Source organism: Bradyrhizobium sp. NAS96.2 (genome assembly GCF_001908235.1).
Classification (GTDB): domain Bacteria; phylum Pseudomonadota; class Alphaproteobacteria; order Rhizobiales; family Xanthobacteraceae; genus Bradyrhizobium.
The window spans coordinates 37,267-54,569 of sequence record NZ_LGHK01000061.1 but is presented as its reverse complement, the minus strand read 5'-3'; the positions used below and the strand labels follow the sequence as shown (position 1 = coordinate 54,569).

The following is a 17,303-nucleotide window of genomic DNA, read 5'->3' as shown; positions in this document are numbered from 1 at the left end:
CACCGGCGGCTCCGGCACCGGCGGCACTCGATGCGTCGCCGGCCGCGCCCGCGAGCGGTGACGGCAAGGCCCTGAAGTCGACCGCGACCGGCCTGCATGAATTGTCGCCATGGAATATGTTCTTGAACGCCGACATCATCGTGAAGGCGGTGATGCTCGGTCTCGCCTTCGCGTCGCTCGTGACCTGGACGGTGTTCATCGCCAAGATGGTCGAGCTGACCGTCGCGCAAAGCAAGCTGCGCGGAGCGCTCGCCAAGATCGCTGAATCGCGGTCGCTGGCGGAGGCGCAGTTCGCGCTCGGCGCCAAGGGCACCGTGCTGTCGTCATTCATTGGTGCCGCGATGCGCGAAGGGCGTCTGTCGGCGGGCATCTCCAGCGACGCCGGCATCAAGGAGCGCGCGGCGTCGAGCTTTGCCGAGATCGTGCGCGCCGAAGCCCGCAAGATCCGCATCGGCACGGGCCTGCTTGCGACCATCGGCGCAACGTCGCCGTTCGTCGGTCTGTTCGGCACCGTGTGGGGCATCATGAACAGCTTCATCGGCATTTCGAAGTCGCAGACGACGAACCTCGCCGTGGTGGCGCCGGGCATCGCGGAAGCGCTGCTCGCAACCGCGATCGGCCTCGTCGCGGCGATCCCCGCGGTGATCATCTACAACCATTTCTCGCGCGTCACGAAGGTCTATCTCGAGCTCGTCAACCGCGCCTCGGGCGCCGCGGGACGGCTGCTGTCGCGCGATCTCGATCGCACCCATGGCAGCATTCCCGGCGAGGTTCCGCGCAGCGCGCATGGGCGCGCCGCCGCGGCGGAGTAGGCGATGGCAGTCTCGATCTCCGAGAACGACGACGACGACGATTTCGCGGAATCCCACGAGATCAACGTCACGCCGTTCATCGACGTCATGCTGGTGCTGCTGATCATCTTCATGGTGGCGGCGCCGCTCTCGACCGTCGACCTGCCGATCGATCTGCCGACCTCCAGCGCGACGCCGCAGAAGAAGCCGGACAAGCCGACCTATCTCAGCATCAAGCCGGACCTGACGCTGGCGATCGGAGAGAACGCGGTGAAGCGGGCCGAGCTGATCAATTCGCTCGATGCGGTGCCCGACATGAGCCGGGACAAATACGTATTCCTGCGCGCCGATCGCATGGTGCCCTATGGCGAGCTGATGGGCGTGATGGAGCTGTTGCGGGCCGGCGGCTACACGCATGTGAAGCTGGTCACGCTCGAGGGCGTGCCGGGCGCGCCCGGGGCGGCGCCGGCCGAGCCGGCCAAACCCTGACGGCGCACAGCGATGTCCACCAACCCCGATCTCGATCTGCGGACGTCGAAGCGGCTCTGGGTGATCGCCGCGGTGACGGCGGTCGGGCTGCATCTCGGCGGCGCTGCGCTGGCGCTGACGAATCTGCGCGGCGACGACGGCGATGAGGGGCTTGGCGCTGCCGGCGCAGAGTACGCCGTCGAGCTTGCCTCCGCAACCGACGAGGATAACCAGGCACCGCCGGGACCGGAGGACCGTGCACAGGAAGCGTCGCCGGAAATGACCCAGCAGAAGGCGGAGGTCAAGGAGACCGACCTTCCGCAGGCCAAGCCGACCGAAACTGAGGACGCCGATCGCCTCGTCACGGAAGACAACAGCAAGAAGCCGAAGGAGGACGAGGCGCAGGTCGCCAAGGTTCAGACCGAGACGAGCGAGGCCGCCGAGCAGCACCAAGACCAATCGCCGACCAAGCTGGAAGACGCTTCGCGTCAGTCGGAGACGACCAAGGCGCCCAATCCCGGGATCGGCAAGGACAAGTTCGCGCTGACGGCCAAATGGGGCAAGAAGATCAGCGCCTATTTTGACCTGCACAAGAGGTTCCCGGAGAACAGGTCCAAGGATGCCAAGGTGAAGGTGGCCCTTGTGATCAACCGCGTTGGCAAGGTGTTGTCCGTTGCTGTGATGGAATCATCGGGTGACGTTGCCTATGACGACGCGGCGGTCTCGACGGTGCGGCGTTCCGATCCGGTGCCGCCGCCCCCGGCCGACCTGACCGATGATCAGTTTTCGTTCAGCCTCGACTTCAAGTTCAGCAAGCCGAAGAAGTAGCAAGCGAAGGCCGAGCGACGGGCAGAGGTCGCCGTCGTTCCGGGGCGCGACGAAGTCGCGAGCCAGGAATCCATTTCACCATTGAAGTTCGCCGCCCAATGGATTCCGGGTTCTCGCGGAGTCTGTCGTCCGGCCACGCTTGGCGCGGACCCGTTGGCGAGCCCCGGAATGACGCTGCTTCAGCTCTTCTTCACCAGCGGGCAGACGCTCTTCTCGAGCGGCAGCCAGGCTTCGTCCGCCGGGATCGTCGCGACCAGCTTGTAATAGTCCCACGGATATTTCGACTCCGACGGCTTCTTCACCTCGAACAGATAGGCCGGATGGATCTTGCGGCCGTCGACGCGGATCGAGCCCTTGCCGAACAGCGGATCGTCGGTCGGCAGCTCCTTCATCTTGGCGACCACGGCGCGGCCGTCATGCGGATTGCCGCCGAGCGCCTCCAGCGCCTTGAAATAATGGATCAACGACGAATAGACGCCGGCCTGCACCATGGTTGGCGGGTTCTTCTTGAAGCGCTCCATGAAGCGCTTGGTGAAGGCGCGGGTCTGGTCGTTCATGTCCCAATAGAATGTCTCGGTGAAGTTCAGCCCCTGCGCGACGTTGAGGCCGAGCGCGTTGATGTCGGTGATGAACAGCAGCATGCCGGCGAGCCTCTGGCCGCCCGAGACGATGCCGAATTCGGCAGCCTGCTTGATCGCGTTGGTGGTGTCGCCGCCGGCATTGGCAAGGCCGACGATCTTGGCCTTCGAGCTTTGCGCCTGCAGCAGGAACGACGAGAAGTCCGCATTGTTGAGCGGATGCTTGACGCTGCCGAGCACCTTGCCGCCATTCGCGGTGACGACGTTCGAGGTGTCGCGCTCCAGTGCCTGGCCGAACGCATAATCCGCGGTGAGGAAGAACCAGGTGTCGCCGCCGGATTTCACCAGCGCCTTGCCGGTGCCGTTGGCGAGCATGTAGGTGTCGTAGACCCAGTGCACCGTGTTCGGCGAGCACTGCGCGCCCGTGAGGTCGGACGAGGCGGAGCCCGAGTTCAAATTGACGACGTTCTTCTCCTTGGCGAGGTTGGCGATCGCAAGGCCGACATTGGAGGCCGCGAGATCGACGAACACGTCGACCTTCTCGACATCGATCCACTGCTTGCCGATGTTGACCGCGACATCGGGCTTGTTCTGGTGATCGGCAGAGATCAGGTCGATCTTCCAGCCCTTGGCCAGCAGCCCGGAATCCTCGATCGCCATCTGCGCCGCCACTGTCGAGCCGGGACCGCCGATATCCTGATAGAGACCGGACTGATCGCCGAGGGCGCCGACCTTGGCGACCTTGTCCATCGTCTGCGCCGTCGCTGTGCCGGCGAATACGAGGCTCGTGGTCACGATCAGGGCTGCAATGGAACGCTTCATCTTCCCTCCAGTATGATTTTGTTTTTTGAGTTCCGCATTATGCCCGGCATCGGGCGCATCGCCTAGGGCGCTGCTTCGATCGAGCGCGCGCGATATTCCATGCAGCGGCGATTTAGCGACCGAAGACGCGCGACGCGATGCCGCGGGTTCGCGCGCCGATCATGAGTGTCGGGCTGAGTTGAAGCGCGGGCGGCGCTATTTCCAGTAGTAGCGGATCGCGACGTAGACCACGACGAGGCAGGCGAAGATCAGCGCCACCGGCATCGGACGCTTGGCGTTCGGATCGGAGGTGGTCGTCTTCTTGGCGGGCAGGCGGCGGAACGCGGTGACGTTGCCGGTGTCGGCGACCGGTTCGCGCGTGCGCGCCGGAACCTCGGGCGCCTTTCCGGCACCGCCCATCTCCGCGTAGTAGGTGCGATACATCTCTTGGATCGTCGCCTCGCTGGCCTCGGCGTCGGTCATCTGTTCCGTGAGCTTCTTGTAGATGGCCAGGAAATTCTGCGCGTCGGGCGGCAAAGCGGAAGCGCCGTTCAGCTTGGCCATCATCTTCCAGGTCGCAAAGTCGGCCCGCGCGCGGGTGTCGGCGCGTCGTGCAATCAGCATATCGGCAGCTTTGATCACCATGGCCTCGAAGCGTTCCTGTCCCCGCGCATGATCCGGAAAATTGGGTACCGATTTTCCGATCAGGTCATGTGCAAATCAAGGCTATGTGTTTCCGGTAATAAGGAGAAGGGCGTTGATTACATAGCCGGTCAGAGTTCCTAGTATCGTTGAAATAACATCAAGATTTAGGCCGATCTGCCGGCCGATCACGGGCAGCAGGATCAACAGCCCGATCAGGATCAGCATGCCGTAGGGCTCCAGCCGGGCGAGCGGGATCGCCAGCGGCCGCGGCAGCAGCCCGACCGCGACCCGGCCGCCGTCCAGCGGCGGGATCGGCATCATGTTGAAGATCGCGAGCACGATGTTGATCAGGAACGCGTTTTTCAGATTGTCCGCGGTCCATTTTGCCGCATCTGCCGGAACCAATGGCAGCGCGTGGAATGCCAGCGCGGCGGCGATCGCCAGGATGATGTTGGTGACCGGGCCGGCCAACGCCACCCACACCATGTCGAGCTTGGGATGGTTGAGCTTGCGGAAGTTCACCGGCACCGGCTTGGCGTAGCCGAACAGGAACGGCGAATGCGCGAACAGCAGCACCGCGGGCAGGACCAGCGTGCCGAACGGGTCGATATGCTTCAGCGGGTTGAAGCTGACGCGGCCGAGCTTCCAGGCGGTGTCGTCGCCGAGCCGGTGCGCGACGAAGCCGTGCGCGGCCTCGTGGAAGGTGATGGCGATGATCACCGGCAGCACCCAGACGGAGACGCCGTAGAGGGAGATGTTCAATTGCGTGCCGCCTCGGATTCACTTGGGACCGGAGGTCAGGCTAGCACGGATTTGCGCAAGTCGATCGGGCAAGCGTTGCCGCGGATCACCGCACGTCGGGTGCGATGACGGGCTGCGCCGTGCGTGCCCGTTGCGGCTGGGTGGTCGCGATCCAGATGCCGGCGAACACGGTGATGATGCCGGCCATCAGATTCCAGCTCAGCGGCTCGCCGAGCAGGACCGCGCCGACCAGCGATGCCGCGATCGGATTGACGGTGACCGAGATCGCCACCCGGGTCGGCGTCGTCCGCTCCAGCGCGAAGGCCCAGAGATAGAAGGTGAGCGCCGCGCCGAACGCGCCGAGATAGGTTGCGCCGAACCATTGCGGCGCGCCGAAATCGGCAACCGGCGCGAAACTGCCGCGCAGCAGCGAGGCCGTGATCAGGACCACGGCGCCGGCAGCCATCGCGAGCGTGGTGAAGGGGATCGGGCCAGAGCGGCGGATGAAGGGCTTCGACCAGATGCTGTAGAGCGCCATGCACAGCGCGGCCGCGACCATCAAGAGATCGCCGCGCCAGGCGCCCGGCGGAGCCGTGGCAAGACCGGAGAGCAGCGCCATCGCGACACCCAGGATGGTGACCAGCACGCCCGTGGCCTTGCGCGCGGTGAGTGGCTCGGTACCGAGCGCTGCGCCGACCAGCATGGTCAGCAGCGGCAAGGTCGAGAGCGCGAGCGCGCCCCGCGCCGCGGTCGTTGATATCAGCGAGGCGTTGAACAGGATCGGAAAGCCCGCGAAGAACAGCAGGCCGAGACCGGCTGTGCCGAGCCAGTCGCGCCGCGGCGGCCAGCTTCCACGTTGCAGCAATGCCAGCGGCAGCAGCAGCAGGACGCCGATGCCGAACCGGAATGCGCCGATCGCCAATGGATCGATTGCGCCGACCAGGAACCGCGTCGCCCCGATCGAGGTTCCGCCGATCGCACTCGACAGCACCGCGGCCAATACCCCCCAGATTTCGCCCATCCCGTTCGATCACCCCTGTTTCGCTTGCGCAATCTAGGGAAGGGGAGGTATCCATGGAATGGAATAAATATGATCGGTAAAATCACGGTTCGTTATGAGCGCGCCCGTCCTCGACCCGGATCTCCTGCAAGCCTTTGTCGCTGTGGCTGACCATCGTTCCTTCACCCGGGCCGCGTCGGCGCTGAACCGGACCCAATCCGCCGTCAGCATGCAGGTGAAGCGGCTGGAAGAACGGCTGCAGGCCGAACTGTTTCACCGCAGCACATCCAGCGTCGACCTCAGCGCAGCCGGCGAGGGGCTGCTGGGTTACGCCCGCCGCATCTTGAGCCTCAACGCCGAAGCGATCGGCCGGGTGCGCGAGCACGGCACCGACGGGCAGGTTCGCCTCGGCGTGATGGATGACTACGGCACTTTGATCGTCCCGCCACTGCTCAAGGAATTTGTCGCCAACTATCCGCTGATCCATGTCGAGATGGAGACCGGGCTGACATCGTCGATGACGGACCGGCTCGGCGAAGCCTATGACCTTGTGATCGCGATGCACCAGGAAGGGCGCGGCGAGGGCGAGCTGCTGCGCACAGCAGGCGGTGTGGGCCGCGAGCGCATCGCATCGCGTCGAGGAGCTCGATCCGCTGCCGGTCGCGCTCTATCCGCAGGGCTGCCTGTTCCGGAGCTGGGCGATGCAGGCGCTGGATGAAGCCAGCCGGCCATGGCGTCTCGCCTTTGTCAGCCACAGCCTGTCCGCGGTCGAAGCGATCGCGGCGCAGGGCCTTGCAGTGACCGTGGTCAAGTCGGGCACCTTTCCGCCAGCGCTGCGGCGCCTGACGGCGCGTGACGGCATGCCGCCGCTGCCGCGGGCCGAGATCCGGCTGCACCGCGCGCCAAATCTTTCGCGCGCGGCATCACTATTGGCAGATCACCTGGTTGCCGCGCTTCGGCAGCCCGCGAAGCGGGCGAGCTAGTACGTCGCCCGTCCGCCGGAGATGTCGAACACCGCGCCGGTCGAGAAGGCGCAGTCCTCCGACGCCAGCCACGCCACCATCGAAGCCAGTTCCTCGACCTGCACGAAGCGGGCCTTCGGAATCTTCGACAGCATGAAGTCGATATGCGCTTGCGTCATCTGGTCGAAGATCGCGGTCTTCGCCGCGGCCGGCGTCACCGCATTGACCAGGATGTCGTGCTGCGCGAGTTCCTTGCCGAGCGATTTCGTCAGCGCGATCAGGCCAGCCTTCGACGACGAATAATGCGCGGCGTTCGGGTTGCCTTCCTTGCCGGCGATCGAGGCGATGTTGACGATGCGGCCGTATTTCCGGCCGATCATGGTCGGCACGATCGCCTTGCAGCAGATGAAGGGACCTTCGAGATTGATGCGCATCACCCGGCGCCAGTCGTCGAGATCGGTTTCCCATACCGGCTTGTTGGCGCCGGTGATACCGGCGTTGTTGACGAGGATGTCGATCTTGCCGAATGCTGTCAGCGTCTGATCGCGCGCGGCGTCGACCGCGGCGGGATCGGTGACATCCGTCTTGATCGCGATCACGTCCTCGCCGATCGCCCGCGCGGTCTTCTCGGCGAGCGGCTGGTCGAAATCCCAGATCGCGACCTTGGCGCCGGATGCGACGAAGCGCTCGGTAATGGCGCGGCCGAACCCTTGCGCGCCGCCGGTGACGACGGCGCAGCGGCCGTTGAGATCGATCTTGTTCATGCTGGATGCCTTTGCGTGCCCGTCAGAGCATGAAGCCGCCGTCGACGACCATGTCGACGCCGGTGGTGAAAGCGGCTTCGTCGCTCGCAAGATACACAGCCATGGCCGCGATCTCCTCGGCGGTGCCAAGCCGGCCCATCTTCTGGCGGGCGACGAACTTCTCGCGTCCGTCCGGACCCGCCGCAGCTGCGCGCTCCAGCATCGAGGGTGTCTCAACGGTGCCGGGGCAGATCGCGTTGCAGCGGATGCCCTGGGTGATGAAGTCGAGCGCGACCGCGCGCGTGAGCAGCGAAACCGCGGCCTTCGACGCACTGTAGACGTAGCGATTGGCCGGCGGCCGCAATGCCGCACAGGACGAAATGTTGACGATGCTGCCGCCACCACCTTCCAGCATCGCAGGCAGAAACGCCTTGATGGTCCGGTGCATGGACTTGACGTTGAGATCGAACGAGAAGTCGAAGTCTTCGTCGGAGCACTCCAGAATGGTGCCGTGATGCACGAAGCCCGCCGCATTGAGCAGGATGTCGATCTTGCCGACGCGCTTGGCGAAGCTGTTGACGTCAGCGGTGCTGCGAACGTCGAGCCGGGCAGTCTCGGCGATGCCTTCCTTGCCCAGCGTGGCGATGCCGCTCTCATTGATGTCGGTGGCGATCACGGTCGCGCCTTCACGCGCGAATGCGATCGCGCATGCGCGCCCGATGCCGGCCGCCGCGGCGGTGACGACGGCGCGCTTTCCCTTCAGTCGATCGGACATTCATATCTCCCAGAGTTCGCCTTGATTTTGTTTCGTCATTGCGAGCGGAGCGAAGCAATCCATTCCTCCGCTGCGGAGCTATGGATTGCTTCGTCGCTGCGCTCCTCGCAATGACGTCGAAGTATCAATGATTGTCCCGCGCCACGCCGACCTTGCCGGCAATGTCGTGGTAACGCGTCGCGAGCTCGAGGCAGGCGCCGGTGGCGTGCTGGCCGACGGTCTGGCGGTAGAGCTCCTGCCACGGCGTCTGGTTGGCCGGGTGCGGGAAGCCGCCCTTGGCCTTCAGCTCGGCGCGGCGGGTGCGTAGCTCATCCTCCGAGATCATGATGTTGGCGCTGCCCTTGTTGAGGTCGATGCGCACCTTGTCGCCGCTCCTCAGGATCGCGAGCCCGCCATCGGCGGCGGCCTCCGGCGAGGCGTTGAGGATCGACGGCGAGCCCGAGGTGCCGGACTGCCTGCCGTCGCCGATGCAGGGCAGGGACAGGATGCCGCGTTTGATCAGCGCGGCCGGCGGCTGCATGTTCACGACCTCGGCGCCGCCGGGATAGCCGATCGGGCCGGTGCCGCGGATGAACAGGATGCAGTGCTCGTCGATGTCGAGCGCGGCATCCTCGATGCGGTTGTGGTAATCCTCGGGGCCTTCGAACACGACGGCGCGGCCCTCAAAGGCGTTGAGGTCCTTCGGGTTGGACAGATAGCGGTCGCGGAATTCCTTCGAGATCACGCTGGTCTTCATGATCGCGGAATCGAAGAGATTGCCGCGCAAGACCAGAAAGCCGGCGTCCTTCACCAGCGGCTTGTCGTAGCCCCAGATCACGTCGCCATCGGGCTGCGGCGCCTCCTTGCAATTCTCGCCCATGGTGCGGCCGTTGACGGTGAGGGCGCCCTCATGGATGCGCTTGTGCTTGATCAGCTCGCGCACGACGGACGGCACGCCGCCGGCGCGGTGGTATTCCTCGCCGAGATAGAAGCCGGCCGGCTGCATGTTCACCAGCAGCGGCACGTCGTGGCCGTATTTCTGCCAGTCGTCGATCGACAGCTCGACGCCGACATGGCGCGCCAGCGCGTTGATGTGGATCGGTGCGTTGGTCGAGCCGCCGATCGCTGAGTTGACCACGATGCAGTTCTCGAACGCCTCGCGCGTCAGGAAGTCCGACGGCTTGAGGTCTTCCCAGACCATGTCGACGATGCGTTTTCCCGTCTCGTAGGCGATCTGGCCGCGTTCGCGATAGGGCGCCGGGATCGCGGCGCAGCCCGGCAGCGAGAAGCCGAGCGCCTCAGCGAGTGAGTTCATCGTGGAGGCGGTGCCCATCGTGTTGCAATGGCCGACCGAGGGCGCCGAGGAGGCCACGATCTCGATGAACTGCTCATAGTCGATCTCGCCCGCGGCGAGCCGCTCGCGCGCCTTCCACACCACGGTGCCGGAGCCGGTGCGCTGGCCTTCGTGCCAGCCGTTCAGCATCGGGCCGCCCGACAGCACGATCGCCGGCAGGTTCACGGTCGCCGCCGCCATCATGCAGGCCGGCGTGGTCTTGTCGCAGCCGGTGGTCAGCACCACGCCGTCGAGCGGATAGCCGAACAGCACCTCGACGAGGCCGAGATAGGCGAGGTTACGGTCGAGCGCCGCGGTCGGGCGCTTGCCGGTCTCCTGGATCGGATGGGTCGGAAACTCCATGGCGATGCCGCCGGCGGCGCGGATGCCTTCGCGGACGCGGTGGGCAAGCTCGAGGTGATGCCGGTTGCAGGGCGACAGGTCATTGCCGGTCTGCGCGATGCCGATGATCGGCTTGCCCGACTGCAATTCCTCGCGGGTCAGGCCGTAATTGAGGTAGCGCTCGAGATAGAGCGCGGTCATGCCCGGATTGTGCGGGTTGTCGAACCATTCCTGGGAGCGGAGCCTGCGGCCCTTGCCCTTTGTGGTCTCGCCTGCGGCGCTGTGCCCGTTGGTGTGGGGTTTTGTCATTGGTTTCTCCCGCAATGCAAATCTTGCTGGGCCCATTCAAGGGCTCTGGTTCAACGTTGTTCTACCTTGCGCAAATCGTCGGGTATTACAAACCCAGGCGATCACGCAGAGGTGTTTCACTGGATGGATTGGACCTTAGTTGAAGGCACTTGGTTGCGCTATCATTTTGTCATTTTTCGCGTCCCTTGTGACGGGCTGGCGTCGGGTGGATGTCAGCTGCGTCGCGCCGAGCTTTGCCGTTCCATGACACTGAAGCCGAGGTCGACGACGGGCTCAGCGGGCCGGCGGCCTTCCAGCGTCTCGATCACCATCATGGCAGCGTTTCTGCCCATTTCGTAGCGATTGGTGCGCACGCTGCTCAGCGTCGGCTCGCTCGAGGCCATGAATTCGAGGTCGTTGAAGCCGACGATCGCCATCTGCTCCGGTACCGCCATGTGCCGGCGCTTGCATTCGAACAGCGCGCCGAGTGCAAGATCGTCATTGACGCAGAACACCGCGTCGATGTCGGGCGCTTTGGCGAGCAGGTCGGCAAACAGCGTCCCGCCCAGCGTCACCGAGGTCGGTATGGCCGTCGTGACGATGAGCTGCGGATCGAACAGCGCGGCCTCGGTCATCGCGGCGCGATAGCCGTCCAGCCGCCGTTGCACCCGCGGATCCATCCGCGCGCCGAGGAAGCCGATCCGCCAGTAGCCCTGCGCGAGGAGGTGGGCGATTGCGGCTTTTGCCGCGTCAAAATGCGAGAATCCGATCATCATGTCGATCGGCGAGGGGCCGACCTCCATGATCTGCACGATCGGGCAATCCACTGCCTCCATGACGCGGCGGGAATCGGCGGTCTGGTTGATGCCGGTAATGATCAGCCCGGCCGGCTTCTGTGCCAGAAAAAGACGCAGCAGCCGCTCTTCCTGCAGGATGCTGTAGCGGGTGTTGGCGAGCTGAATGCTGTAGCGGCTGCCGTCGAGCGCGTCATAGATGCCGCGCAGCACGTCGGCGAACACGTTGTTGGTCAGCGACGGGATCAGGACACCGATCACCTCGGTACGCTGCGACGCAAGCGCGCGTGCCGCGAGATTGGGCACGTAACCGAGTTCTTTTGCCGCACTCTCGACCCGGGCGCGCTTGCCGGCCGAGAGTGCTTCCGGATTCCTGAAGAAGCGCGAGGCCGTAATCGGACTGACGCCGGCGAGCTTCGCGACTTCGGCGAGCCGGATCTTGCCAGGCGTGATGCGCTTTCGGGCCATTTGCCGCTCATATCACGACGTTCGTCGCAGACAAACCGATATTGACAGCGCTACCAAGCGATTGCTAATCGAACGATTGCCAAAACCGGATAAACTGCGGACAATATCGTCAGTCCAACAGAGCCGCGCACCCAGCGTGGCCGGAACAAAACAGAGCGGTGGCGGCACTCGTCGTACGCCGTCGGGAACTTGAGGGAGGGAAGTGGATGTCGTCGGTCCAGATTCGCGACGTGCGGAAATCGTTCGGCAATTTTGAAGTCCTGCACGGCGTGTCGATCCCGATCGAGGACGGCGAGTTCGTCGTTCTGGTCGGCCCGTCGGGCTGCGGCAAGTCGACCCTGCTGCGCATGCTGGCGGGACTTGAGAACATCACCTCTGGAACGATCTCGATCGGCGACCGCGTCGTCAACAATGTCCAGCCCAAAGAGCGCGACATTGCGATGGTGTTCCAGAACTACGCGCTCTATCCGCACATGACGGTTGCCGACAATATGGGCTTCTCGCTGAAGCTGCGTGGCGCCAAGGCCGAGGAAATCTCGACCGGCGTCAAGCGCGCAGCGGAAATCCTCGCTTTGACGCCGCTGCTCGAGCGCTATCCGCGCCAGCTCTCCGGCGGCCAGCGCCAGCGCGTCGCGATGGGCCGCGCCATCGTGCGCGATCCGCAGGTGTTCCTGTTCGACGAGCCGCTGTCGAACCTCGACGCCAAGCTGCGCGTGGCGATGCGCACCGAGATCAAGGAACTGCACCAGCGGCTGAAGACCACCACGGTCTACGTCACCCACGACCAGATCGAGGCGATGACCATGGCCGACAAGATCGTGGTGATGCATGACGGCATCGTCGAGCAGATGGGCTCGCCGCTCGAGCTGTACGACACGCCGGCGAACCAGTTCGTCGCCGGCTTCATCGGCTCGCCCGCGATGAATTTCCTCAAGGGCAATGTGAAGGTGAACGGCGCCGCCTATTTCGAGGGGCCGAACGGGGTCAAGCTGCCGTTGAAATCCGCGCCGGCCAATTCCGATGGCAAGCCTGCGGTGTACGGCGTGCGGCCGGAGCATTTCACCATCGCCGATGACGGCGCCGAGGCCGAGATCGTGGTGGTCGAGCCGACCGGCTCGGAGACCCAGGTGTTCGCCAAGCTCGGCGGCGAGCAGGTCGTCGCCGTGTTCCGCGAGCGCCATCTGTTCAATCCCGGCGACAAGGTTCGGCTCAAGCCGGATCCGGGCCTGGTTCATCTGTTCGACGATGCGACGGGGAAACGACTGAATAGCTGACGGACTGATCGATCATAGTGGCCGACCAACAGGCCAGATCAAAAAACAATAAAAACACATTTATTGGGAGGAAGACGATGCACGATTTGACTCGCCGCTCGCTACTTCAGGGCGGCACCGCGCTGGCCGCAGCCGGGATGCTCACCGGGCCGGCGTTGCTTGACTTCGCCAAGGCCTGGGCGCAGAGCGCGCCCTGGAAGGCGGAGCCCGGCGCCAAGCTCACCGTGATGCGCTGGAAGCGCTTCGTGCCCGCGGAAGACGACGCGTTCAATGCCATGGTGGCGGCCTTCAAGGCGGCAACCGGCACCGAGATGAACGTGTTCAGCGAGTCCTTCGAGGACGTGCAGCCGAAGGCTTCGGTTGCCGCCAACACCGGCTCGGGTCTCGACCTCGCCTGGGGCCTGCACACGCTGCCGCAGCTGTTCCCGACCAAGGTCCTGAAGATGAACGACGTTGCCGACTATCTCGGCAACAAATATGGCGGCTGGACGGATGCGGCGGCCAAGACCTGCAAGCTCGCCAATGATTGGCTTGGCATCCCCGTCGCCACCAACGGCGGGTATATGACCTATCGCAAGTCGGCGACCGACAAGGCGGGCTTCAAGGAATTCCCGAAGGATTTTCCGGGCTTCCTCGAGATGTGCAAGGCGTTGAAGGCGAACAACACGCCGGCCGGCTTTGCGCTGGGACATGCCAGCGGCGACGCCAACGGCTGGCTGCACTGGCTGCTCTGGGGCCACAACGCCTGGACCGTCGACAAGGACGACAAGGTCATCATCAACTCGCCGGAGACGATGAAGGCGCTGGAATATGCCAAGGCGCTGTCGGAGACCTTCATTCCGGGCGTCGCGTCCTGGAACGACTCCTCCAACAACAAGGCGTTCCTGGCGGGTGAGCTCTATTGCACGCTCAACGGCATTTCCATCTACGTGGCCGCCAAAACCGATCCCACCAAGAAGGAACTTGCCGAAGACACCTATCACGCGCTGCACCCGATCGGCCCGATCGGCAAGCCGACGGAATTGCAGCTGGCGTTTCCAATCCTTGCGTTCAACTTCACCAAATATCCGAATGCCGCAAAGGCGTTTGTCGCGTTCATGCTGGAGAAAGAGCAGTACGACAAGTGGCTGGATGGCGCTCAGGGCTACCTTACGCAAACGCTGAATGCGTATGAGTCGGCGCCGGTGTGGACGGCGGACCCCAAGAACGCCGTGTTCGCGCAGGCCTCCAAGCGCACGCTCCCGGCCTCCGGCATCGGCACGCCCGGCGAGAAGGCGGCGACCGCAATCGCCGACTTCATCGTGGTCGACATGTTCGCGAACTACTGCACCGGTGCCAAGGACGGCAAGGCCGCGATGGTGGAAGCCGAGCGGCAATTGAAGCGTATCTATCGCTGATGTGATCGGCGCGGGCGGCGGATCGCCGCCGCTCGCACCATCATTTGGAATGACATCACTGGAATATTGCGTGGTCATGCTCAATCCGTTGAGCAATCGGGATATCGCCTATGGCTGACATTGCGCTCGCGCCGCGACGTGCGAAGACCGAAATCCGCGAAGCGACCGCCTGGGACAAGCTCCGCCACAACAAGAACTGGCTCGGCTTCTGGTTCATGGTGCCGGCGATGGCGTTCCTGATCTTCTTCCTGGCCTATCCGCTGGGGCTCGGGATCTGGCTCTCGTTCACGGATGCGCGGATCGGGCGTGTCGGTCACTACATCGGCACCGAGAACTATGAATGGCTGTGGGACGATTCGATCTTCTGGCTGTCGGTGTTCAACACGCTGCTCTACACTTCCATTGCCAGCGCCATCAAATTCGCGGTCGGGCTCTATCTCGCGCTGCTGCTCAACGAGCGCATGCCGTTCAAGGCGCTGCTGCGAGCCGCCGTGCTGATCCCCTTCATCGTGCCGACCGTGCTGTCGGCGCTGGCATTCTGGTGGATCTTCGATTCCCAGTTCTCGATCATCTCCTGGTCGCTGAAGCATCTCGGCCTGATCACGCAAAACATCAATTTCCTCGGCGACAGCACCTGGGCCCGGATCTGCGTGATCTTCGCCAATATCTGGCGCGGCGTGCCGTTCGTCGCGATCACGCTGCTGGCGGGCCTGCAAACCGTGCAGCCGTCGCTCTATGAAGCGGCGACGCTCGACGGCGCCTCGCGCTGGCAGATGTTCCGCTTCATCACCTATCCCTTGCTGACGCCGATCATCGCCGTCGTGATGACGTTCTCGGTGCTGTTCACCTTCACCGACTTCCAGCTGATCTGGGCGATGACCCGCGGCGGCCCGGTCAACGCCACCCATCTGATGGCGACGCTGTCCTATCAGCGCGCGATCATCGCCGGACAATTGGGCGAGGGGGCTGCGATCTCAAGCGCGATGATCCCGTTCCTGCTCGCCGCGATCATGGTGTCCTGGTTCGGCCTGCAGCGCCGGAAGTGGCAACAGGGAGAGAGCAATGACTGATCTCCGCCGCTTGCTGGTATCTTTGCGCGAACGGGGCAAGCCCCGCGCGCGCCCGGGAGAAAACAATGACTGATCTCCCCGCACAGAAGGCCGACCTCAAGTCCATCCTGTCGACGCCGGCGCGCGTCGATAACAGCGAGGGCATGAGCTACCTGCAGTCGGTGCCGCGGCGGATCGTGACGCTCTACATCCCGCTGTCGATCATCGTCATCATCCTGCTGTTCCCGTTCTATTGGATGGGGCTGACGGCGATCAAGCCGGACGACCAGCTGCTCGACCTCGACAGGTACAATCCGTTCTGGACCTGGAATCCGACCTTCAAGCACATCCACAAGCTGCTGTTCGAGAGCTACTATCCGCACTGGCTCTGGAACACGATGTATGTGGCGATCGGCGCCACCGTGCTGTCGATCATCGCCAGCGTGCTCGCGGCCTACGCGATCGTGCGGCTGCGCTACAAGGGCGCCAACGTCGTCGGCGGCCTGATCTTCCTGGCCTATCTGGTGCCGCCGTCGATCCTGTTCATTCCGCTCGCGACGGTCGTGTTCCAGTACGGCCTGTTCGATTCGCCGCTGGCGCTGATCCTGACCTATCCGACGATCCTGATCCCGTTCTCGACCTGGCTTCTGATGGGCTATTTCAAGACCATTCCGTTCGAGCTCGAGGAGTGTGCGCTGATCGACGGCGCCAGCCGCTGGCAGATCCTGATCAAGATCGTGCTGCCGCTCGCCATTCCCGGCCTGATCTCGGCCTTCATCTTCTGCTTCACGCTGTGCTGGAACGAGTTCATCTATGCGCTGACATTCCTGCAATCGACCCCGAACAAGACCGTGCCGGTCGCCATCGTCAACGAATTCGTTGACGGTGACATCTATCGCTGGGGTTCCCTGATGGCAGGGGCGCTATGCGGCTCGCTGCCGCTGGTTATTCTTTACGCCTTCTTCGTTGAGCATTATGTCTCGGCGATGACGGGTGCCGTGAAGGAATAGGCGCAAGGCCCGCATCTGAATTCGAACAAGAGAAGAAAAGGAGCAGGGTCGTGCACATTCTGATTCTGGGCGCCGCCGGCATGGTCGGCCGCAAGCTGACCGAGCGTCTGCTGCGTGAGGGCCGTCTCGGCAAGCAGGACATCACCAGGATGACCTTGCAGGACGTGGTTGCGCCGCAGAAGCCTGCGAACGCCGCGATCCCGGTCAGTGTCGTCGCCTCCGATTTTGCCGATGCCGGCGCTGCTGCACCCCTGATCGCCGAGCGCCCCGACGTGATCTTCCATCTCGCCGCGATCGTCTCGGGCGAGGCGGAAGCCGAGTTCGACAAGGGCTACCGGATCAATCTCGACGGCACTCGCTATCTGATCGACGCGATCCGCGCCGTCGGCGGCGGCTATAAGCCGCGGCTGGTGTTCACGTCTTCGATCGCGGTGTTCGGCGCCCCGTTCCCCGAGAAGATCGGCGACGAGTTCTTCCACACGCCGCTGACCAGCTATGGCACGCAGAAGTCGATCTGCGAGCTCCTGATCAACGACTACACCCGCAAGGGTCTGCTGGACGGCATCTCGATCCGCCTGCCGACGATCTGCGTGCGCCCGGGCAAGCCGAACAAGGCGGCGTCCGGCTTCTTCTCCAACATCATCCGCGAGCCGCTGGCGGGCGAGGAGGCTGTTCTGCCGGTGTCCGAGGATGTCCGGCATTGGCACGCCTCGCCGAAGTCAGCGGTCGGATTCCTCATCCATGCGGGAACGATGGACCTCAATGCGATGGGGCCGCGGCGCAATCTCAGCATGCCCGGGATGTCCGTCACCGTCGGTGAGCAGATCGCCTCGCTGGAGCGCGTCGCCGGCAAGAACGTCACCGCGCGGATCAAGCGGGTGCCCGATCCGACCATCATCAGCATCGTCTCGGGCTGGCCGCGCGATTTCGCTACCGACCGCGCGCTGAAGCTCGGCTTCACCACCGCCGAGAAGACGTTCGACGACATCATCCGCATCCACATCGAGGACGAACTCGGCGGCAAGTTCGCCGCCTAG

Annotated in this window: 18 protein-coding genes; 10 read left to right on the top strand and 8 right to left on the bottom strand. The window is 64.0% G+C overall.

Features of this window, described 5'->3' with window-relative positions; translation table 11 throughout:
* The 3 genes from exbB to tolA form a co-directional block, all read left to right on the top strand.
* Window positions 1-812 (top strand): tonB-system energizer ExbB (gene exbB / locus AC628_RS14815; protein ID WP_074127530.1); only part of this gene is annotated, 812 nt, incomplete at its 5' end.
* 3 nt (window positions 813-815) lie between these two features.
* Window positions 816-1,280, top strand: a complete 465-nt coding sequence (gene exbD / locus AC628_RS14810; RefSeq protein ID WP_074127529.1) for a TonB system transport protein ExbD — start codon at window positions 816-818, stop codon at window positions 1,278-1,280.
* A 12-nt stretch (window positions 1,281-1,292) separates the two neighbouring features.
* Window positions 1,293-2,087 (top strand): cell envelope integrity protein TolA, encoded by a 795-nt coding sequence (gene tolA / locus AC628_RS14805; protein ID WP_074127528.1) that lies wholly within the window; start codon window positions 1,293-1,295, stop codon window positions 2,085-2,087.
* A gap of 179 nt (window positions 2,088-2,266) precedes the next feature.
* Here the strand turns inward: tolA and AC628_RS14800 are convergent, their stop codons facing one another.
* The 4 genes from AC628_RS14800 to AC628_RS14785 form a co-directional block, all read right to left on the bottom strand.
* Entirely contained in the window at window positions 2,267-3,487 is a 1,221-nt protein-coding gene (locus AC628_RS14800; RefSeq protein WP_074127527.1) for an ABC transporter substrate-binding protein, read from the bottom strand.
* A 195-nt stretch (window positions 3,488-3,682) separates the two neighbouring features.
* Window positions 3,683-4,090, bottom strand: coding sequence for a hypothetical protein (locus tag AC628_RS14795; protein ID WP_074127535.1), 408 nt, complete (start codon window positions 4,088-4,090; stop codon window positions 3,683-3,685).
* A 102-nt stretch (window positions 4,091-4,192) separates the two neighbouring features.
* Window positions 4,193-4,873 (bottom strand): site-2 protease family protein, encoded by a 681-nt coding sequence (locus tag AC628_RS14790; protein WP_074127526.1) that lies wholly within the window; start codon window positions 4,871-4,873, stop codon window positions 4,193-4,195.
* An 85-nt stretch (window positions 4,874-4,958) separates the two neighbouring features.
* A complete protein-coding gene (locus AC628_RS14785; protein ID WP_074127525.1) occupies window positions 4,959-5,873 on the bottom strand; it encodes a DMT family transporter in 915 nt (304 codons plus the stop codon).
* Window positions 5,874-5,967: 94 nt separating this feature from the next.
* Here AC628_RS14785 and AC628_RS14780 point away from each other — a divergent pair, with 94 nt between their 5' ends.
* Both AC628_RS14780 and AC628_RS45970 read left to right on the top strand, forming a co-directional pair.
* A complete protein-coding gene (locus AC628_RS14780; protein ID WP_349510117.1) occupies window positions 5,968-6,570 on the top strand; it encodes a LysR family transcriptional regulator in 603 nt (200 codons plus the stop codon).
* A complete protein-coding gene (locus tag AC628_RS45970) occupies window positions 6,461-6,835 on the top strand; it encodes a LysR substrate-binding domain-containing protein (RefSeq protein WP_349510116.1) in 375 nt (124 codons plus the stop codon). The genes AC628_RS14780 and AC628_RS45970 overlap by 110 nt, the downstream gene beginning before the upstream one ends.
* Here AC628_RS45970 and AC628_RS14775 read toward each other — a convergent pair.
* The 4 genes from AC628_RS14775 to gntR all read right to left on the bottom strand — a co-directional run bounded on the left by AC628_RS14775 (window position 6,832) and on the right by gntR (window position 11,536).
* Complete coding sequence (locus tag AC628_RS14775) at window positions 6,832-7,578, bottom strand: SDR family NAD(P)-dependent oxidoreductase (RefSeq protein ID WP_074127524.1); 747 nt, start codon at window positions 7,576-7,578, stop codon at window positions 6,832-6,834. The two genes, AC628_RS45970 and AC628_RS14775, sit on opposite strands and share 4 nt — an antisense overlap.
* A gap of 22 nt (window positions 7,579-7,600) precedes the next feature.
* Window positions 7,601-8,332: an SDR family oxidoreductase gene (locus tag AC628_RS14770; protein ID WP_074127523.1), complete on the bottom strand. Its 732-nt coding sequence runs from the start codon at window positions 8,330-8,332 to the stop codon at window positions 7,601-7,603.
* Window positions 8,333-8,456: 124 nt separating this feature from the next.
* The gene (locus tag AC628_RS14765) at window positions 8,457-10,295 is read right to left on the bottom strand and encodes an IlvD/Edd family dehydratase (RefSeq protein ID WP_074127522.1); all 1,839 of its coding nucleotides are present in this window, start codon (window positions 10,293-10,295) and stop codon (window positions 8,457-8,459) included.
* 212 nt (window positions 10,296-10,507) lie between these two features.
* On the bottom strand, window positions 10,508-11,536 hold the full coding sequence (gene gntR, locus AC628_RS14760; protein WP_074127521.1) for an HTH-type transcriptional regulator GntR: 1,029 nt from the start codon (window positions 11,534-11,536) through the stop codon (window positions 10,508-10,510).
* 206 nt (window positions 11,537-11,742) lie between these two features.
* Here gntR and AC628_RS14755 point away from each other — a divergent pair, with 206 nt between their 5' ends.
* The 5 genes from AC628_RS14755 to denD all read left to right on the top strand — a co-directional run bounded on the left by AC628_RS14755 (window position 11,743) and on the right by denD (window position 17,303).
* A complete protein-coding gene (locus tag AC628_RS14755; RefSeq protein WP_074127520.1) occupies window positions 11,743-12,810 on the top strand; it encodes an ABC transporter ATP-binding protein in 1,068 nt (355 codons plus the stop codon).
* A 77-nt stretch (window positions 12,811-12,887) separates the two neighbouring features.
* Window positions 12,888-14,207 (top strand): ABC transporter substrate-binding protein, encoded by a 1,320-nt coding sequence (locus tag AC628_RS14750; protein WP_074127519.1) that lies wholly within the window; start codon window positions 12,888-12,890, stop codon window positions 14,205-14,207.
* 110 nt (window positions 14,208-14,317) lie between these two features.
* Window positions 14,318-15,277 (top strand): carbohydrate ABC transporter permease, encoded by a 960-nt coding sequence (locus AC628_RS14745; RefSeq protein ID WP_094193784.1) that lies wholly within the window; start codon window positions 14,318-14,320, stop codon window positions 15,275-15,277.
* Between the two features lie 65 nt (window positions 15,278-15,342).
* Complete coding sequence (locus tag AC628_RS14740; protein ID WP_050418827.1) at window positions 15,343-16,266, top strand: carbohydrate ABC transporter permease; 924 nt, start codon at window positions 15,343-15,345, stop codon at window positions 16,264-16,266.
* A 50-nt stretch (window positions 16,267-16,316) separates the two neighbouring features.
* Window positions 16,317-17,303: a D-erythronate dehydrogenase gene (gene denD, locus AC628_RS14735; protein WP_074127518.1), complete on the top strand. Its 987-nt coding sequence runs from the start codon at window positions 16,317-16,319 to the stop codon at window positions 17,301-17,303.

Excerpts from the sequence above, each read along its gene's own strand:
- exbD (WP_074127529.1), top strand. The coding sequence starts at position 816 with ATGGCAGTCTCGATCTCCGAGAACGACGACGACGACGATTTCGCGGAA.
- tolA (WP_074127528.1), top strand. The coding sequence starts at position 1,293 with ATGTCCACCAACCCCGATCTCGATCTGCGGACGTCGAAGCGGCTCTGG.
- AC628_RS14800 (WP_074127527.1), bottom strand. The coding sequence starts at position 3,487 with ATGAAGCGTTCCATTGCAGCCCTGATCGTGACCACGAGCCTCGTATTC.
- AC628_RS14795 (WP_074127535.1), bottom strand. The coding sequence starts at position 4,090 with ATGCTGATTGCACGACGCGCCGACACCCGCGCGCGGGCCGACTTTGCG.
- AC628_RS14785 (WP_074127525.1), bottom strand. The coding sequence starts at position 5,873 with ATGGGCGAAATCTGGGGGGTATTGGCCGCGGTGCTGTCGAGTGCGATC.
- AC628_RS14780 (WP_349510117.1), top strand. The coding sequence starts at position 5,968 with ATGAGCGCGCCCGTCCTCGACCCGGATCTCCTGCAAGCCTTTGTCGCT.
- AC628_RS14775 (WP_074127524.1), bottom strand. The coding sequence starts at position 7,578 with ATGAACAAGATCGATCTCAACGGCCGCTGCGCCGTCGTCACCGGCGGC.
- AC628_RS14770 (WP_074127523.1), bottom strand. The coding sequence starts at position 8,332 with ATGTCCGATCGACTGAAGGGAAAGCGCGCCGTCGTCACCGCCGCGGCG.
- AC628_RS14765 (WP_074127522.1), bottom strand. The coding sequence starts at position 10,295 with ATGACAAAACCCCACACCAACGGGCACAGCGCCGCAGGCGAGACCACA.
- gntR (WP_074127521.1), bottom strand. The coding sequence starts at position 11,536 with ATGGCCCGAAAGCGCATCACGCCTGGCAAGATCCGGCTCGCCGAAGTC.
- AC628_RS14755 (WP_074127520.1), top strand. The coding sequence starts at position 11,743 with ATGTCGTCGGTCCAGATTCGCGACGTGCGGAAATCGTTCGGCAATTTT.
- AC628_RS14750 (WP_074127519.1), top strand. The coding sequence starts at position 12,888 with ATGCACGATTTGACTCGCCGCTCGCTACTTCAGGGCGGCACCGCGCTG.
- AC628_RS14745 (WP_094193784.1), top strand. The coding sequence starts at position 14,318 with ATGGCTGACATTGCGCTCGCGCCGCGACGTGCGAAGACCGAAATCCGC.
- AC628_RS14740 (WP_050418827.1), top strand. The coding sequence starts at position 15,343 with ATGACTGATCTCCCCGCACAGAAGGCCGACCTCAAGTCCATCCTGTCG.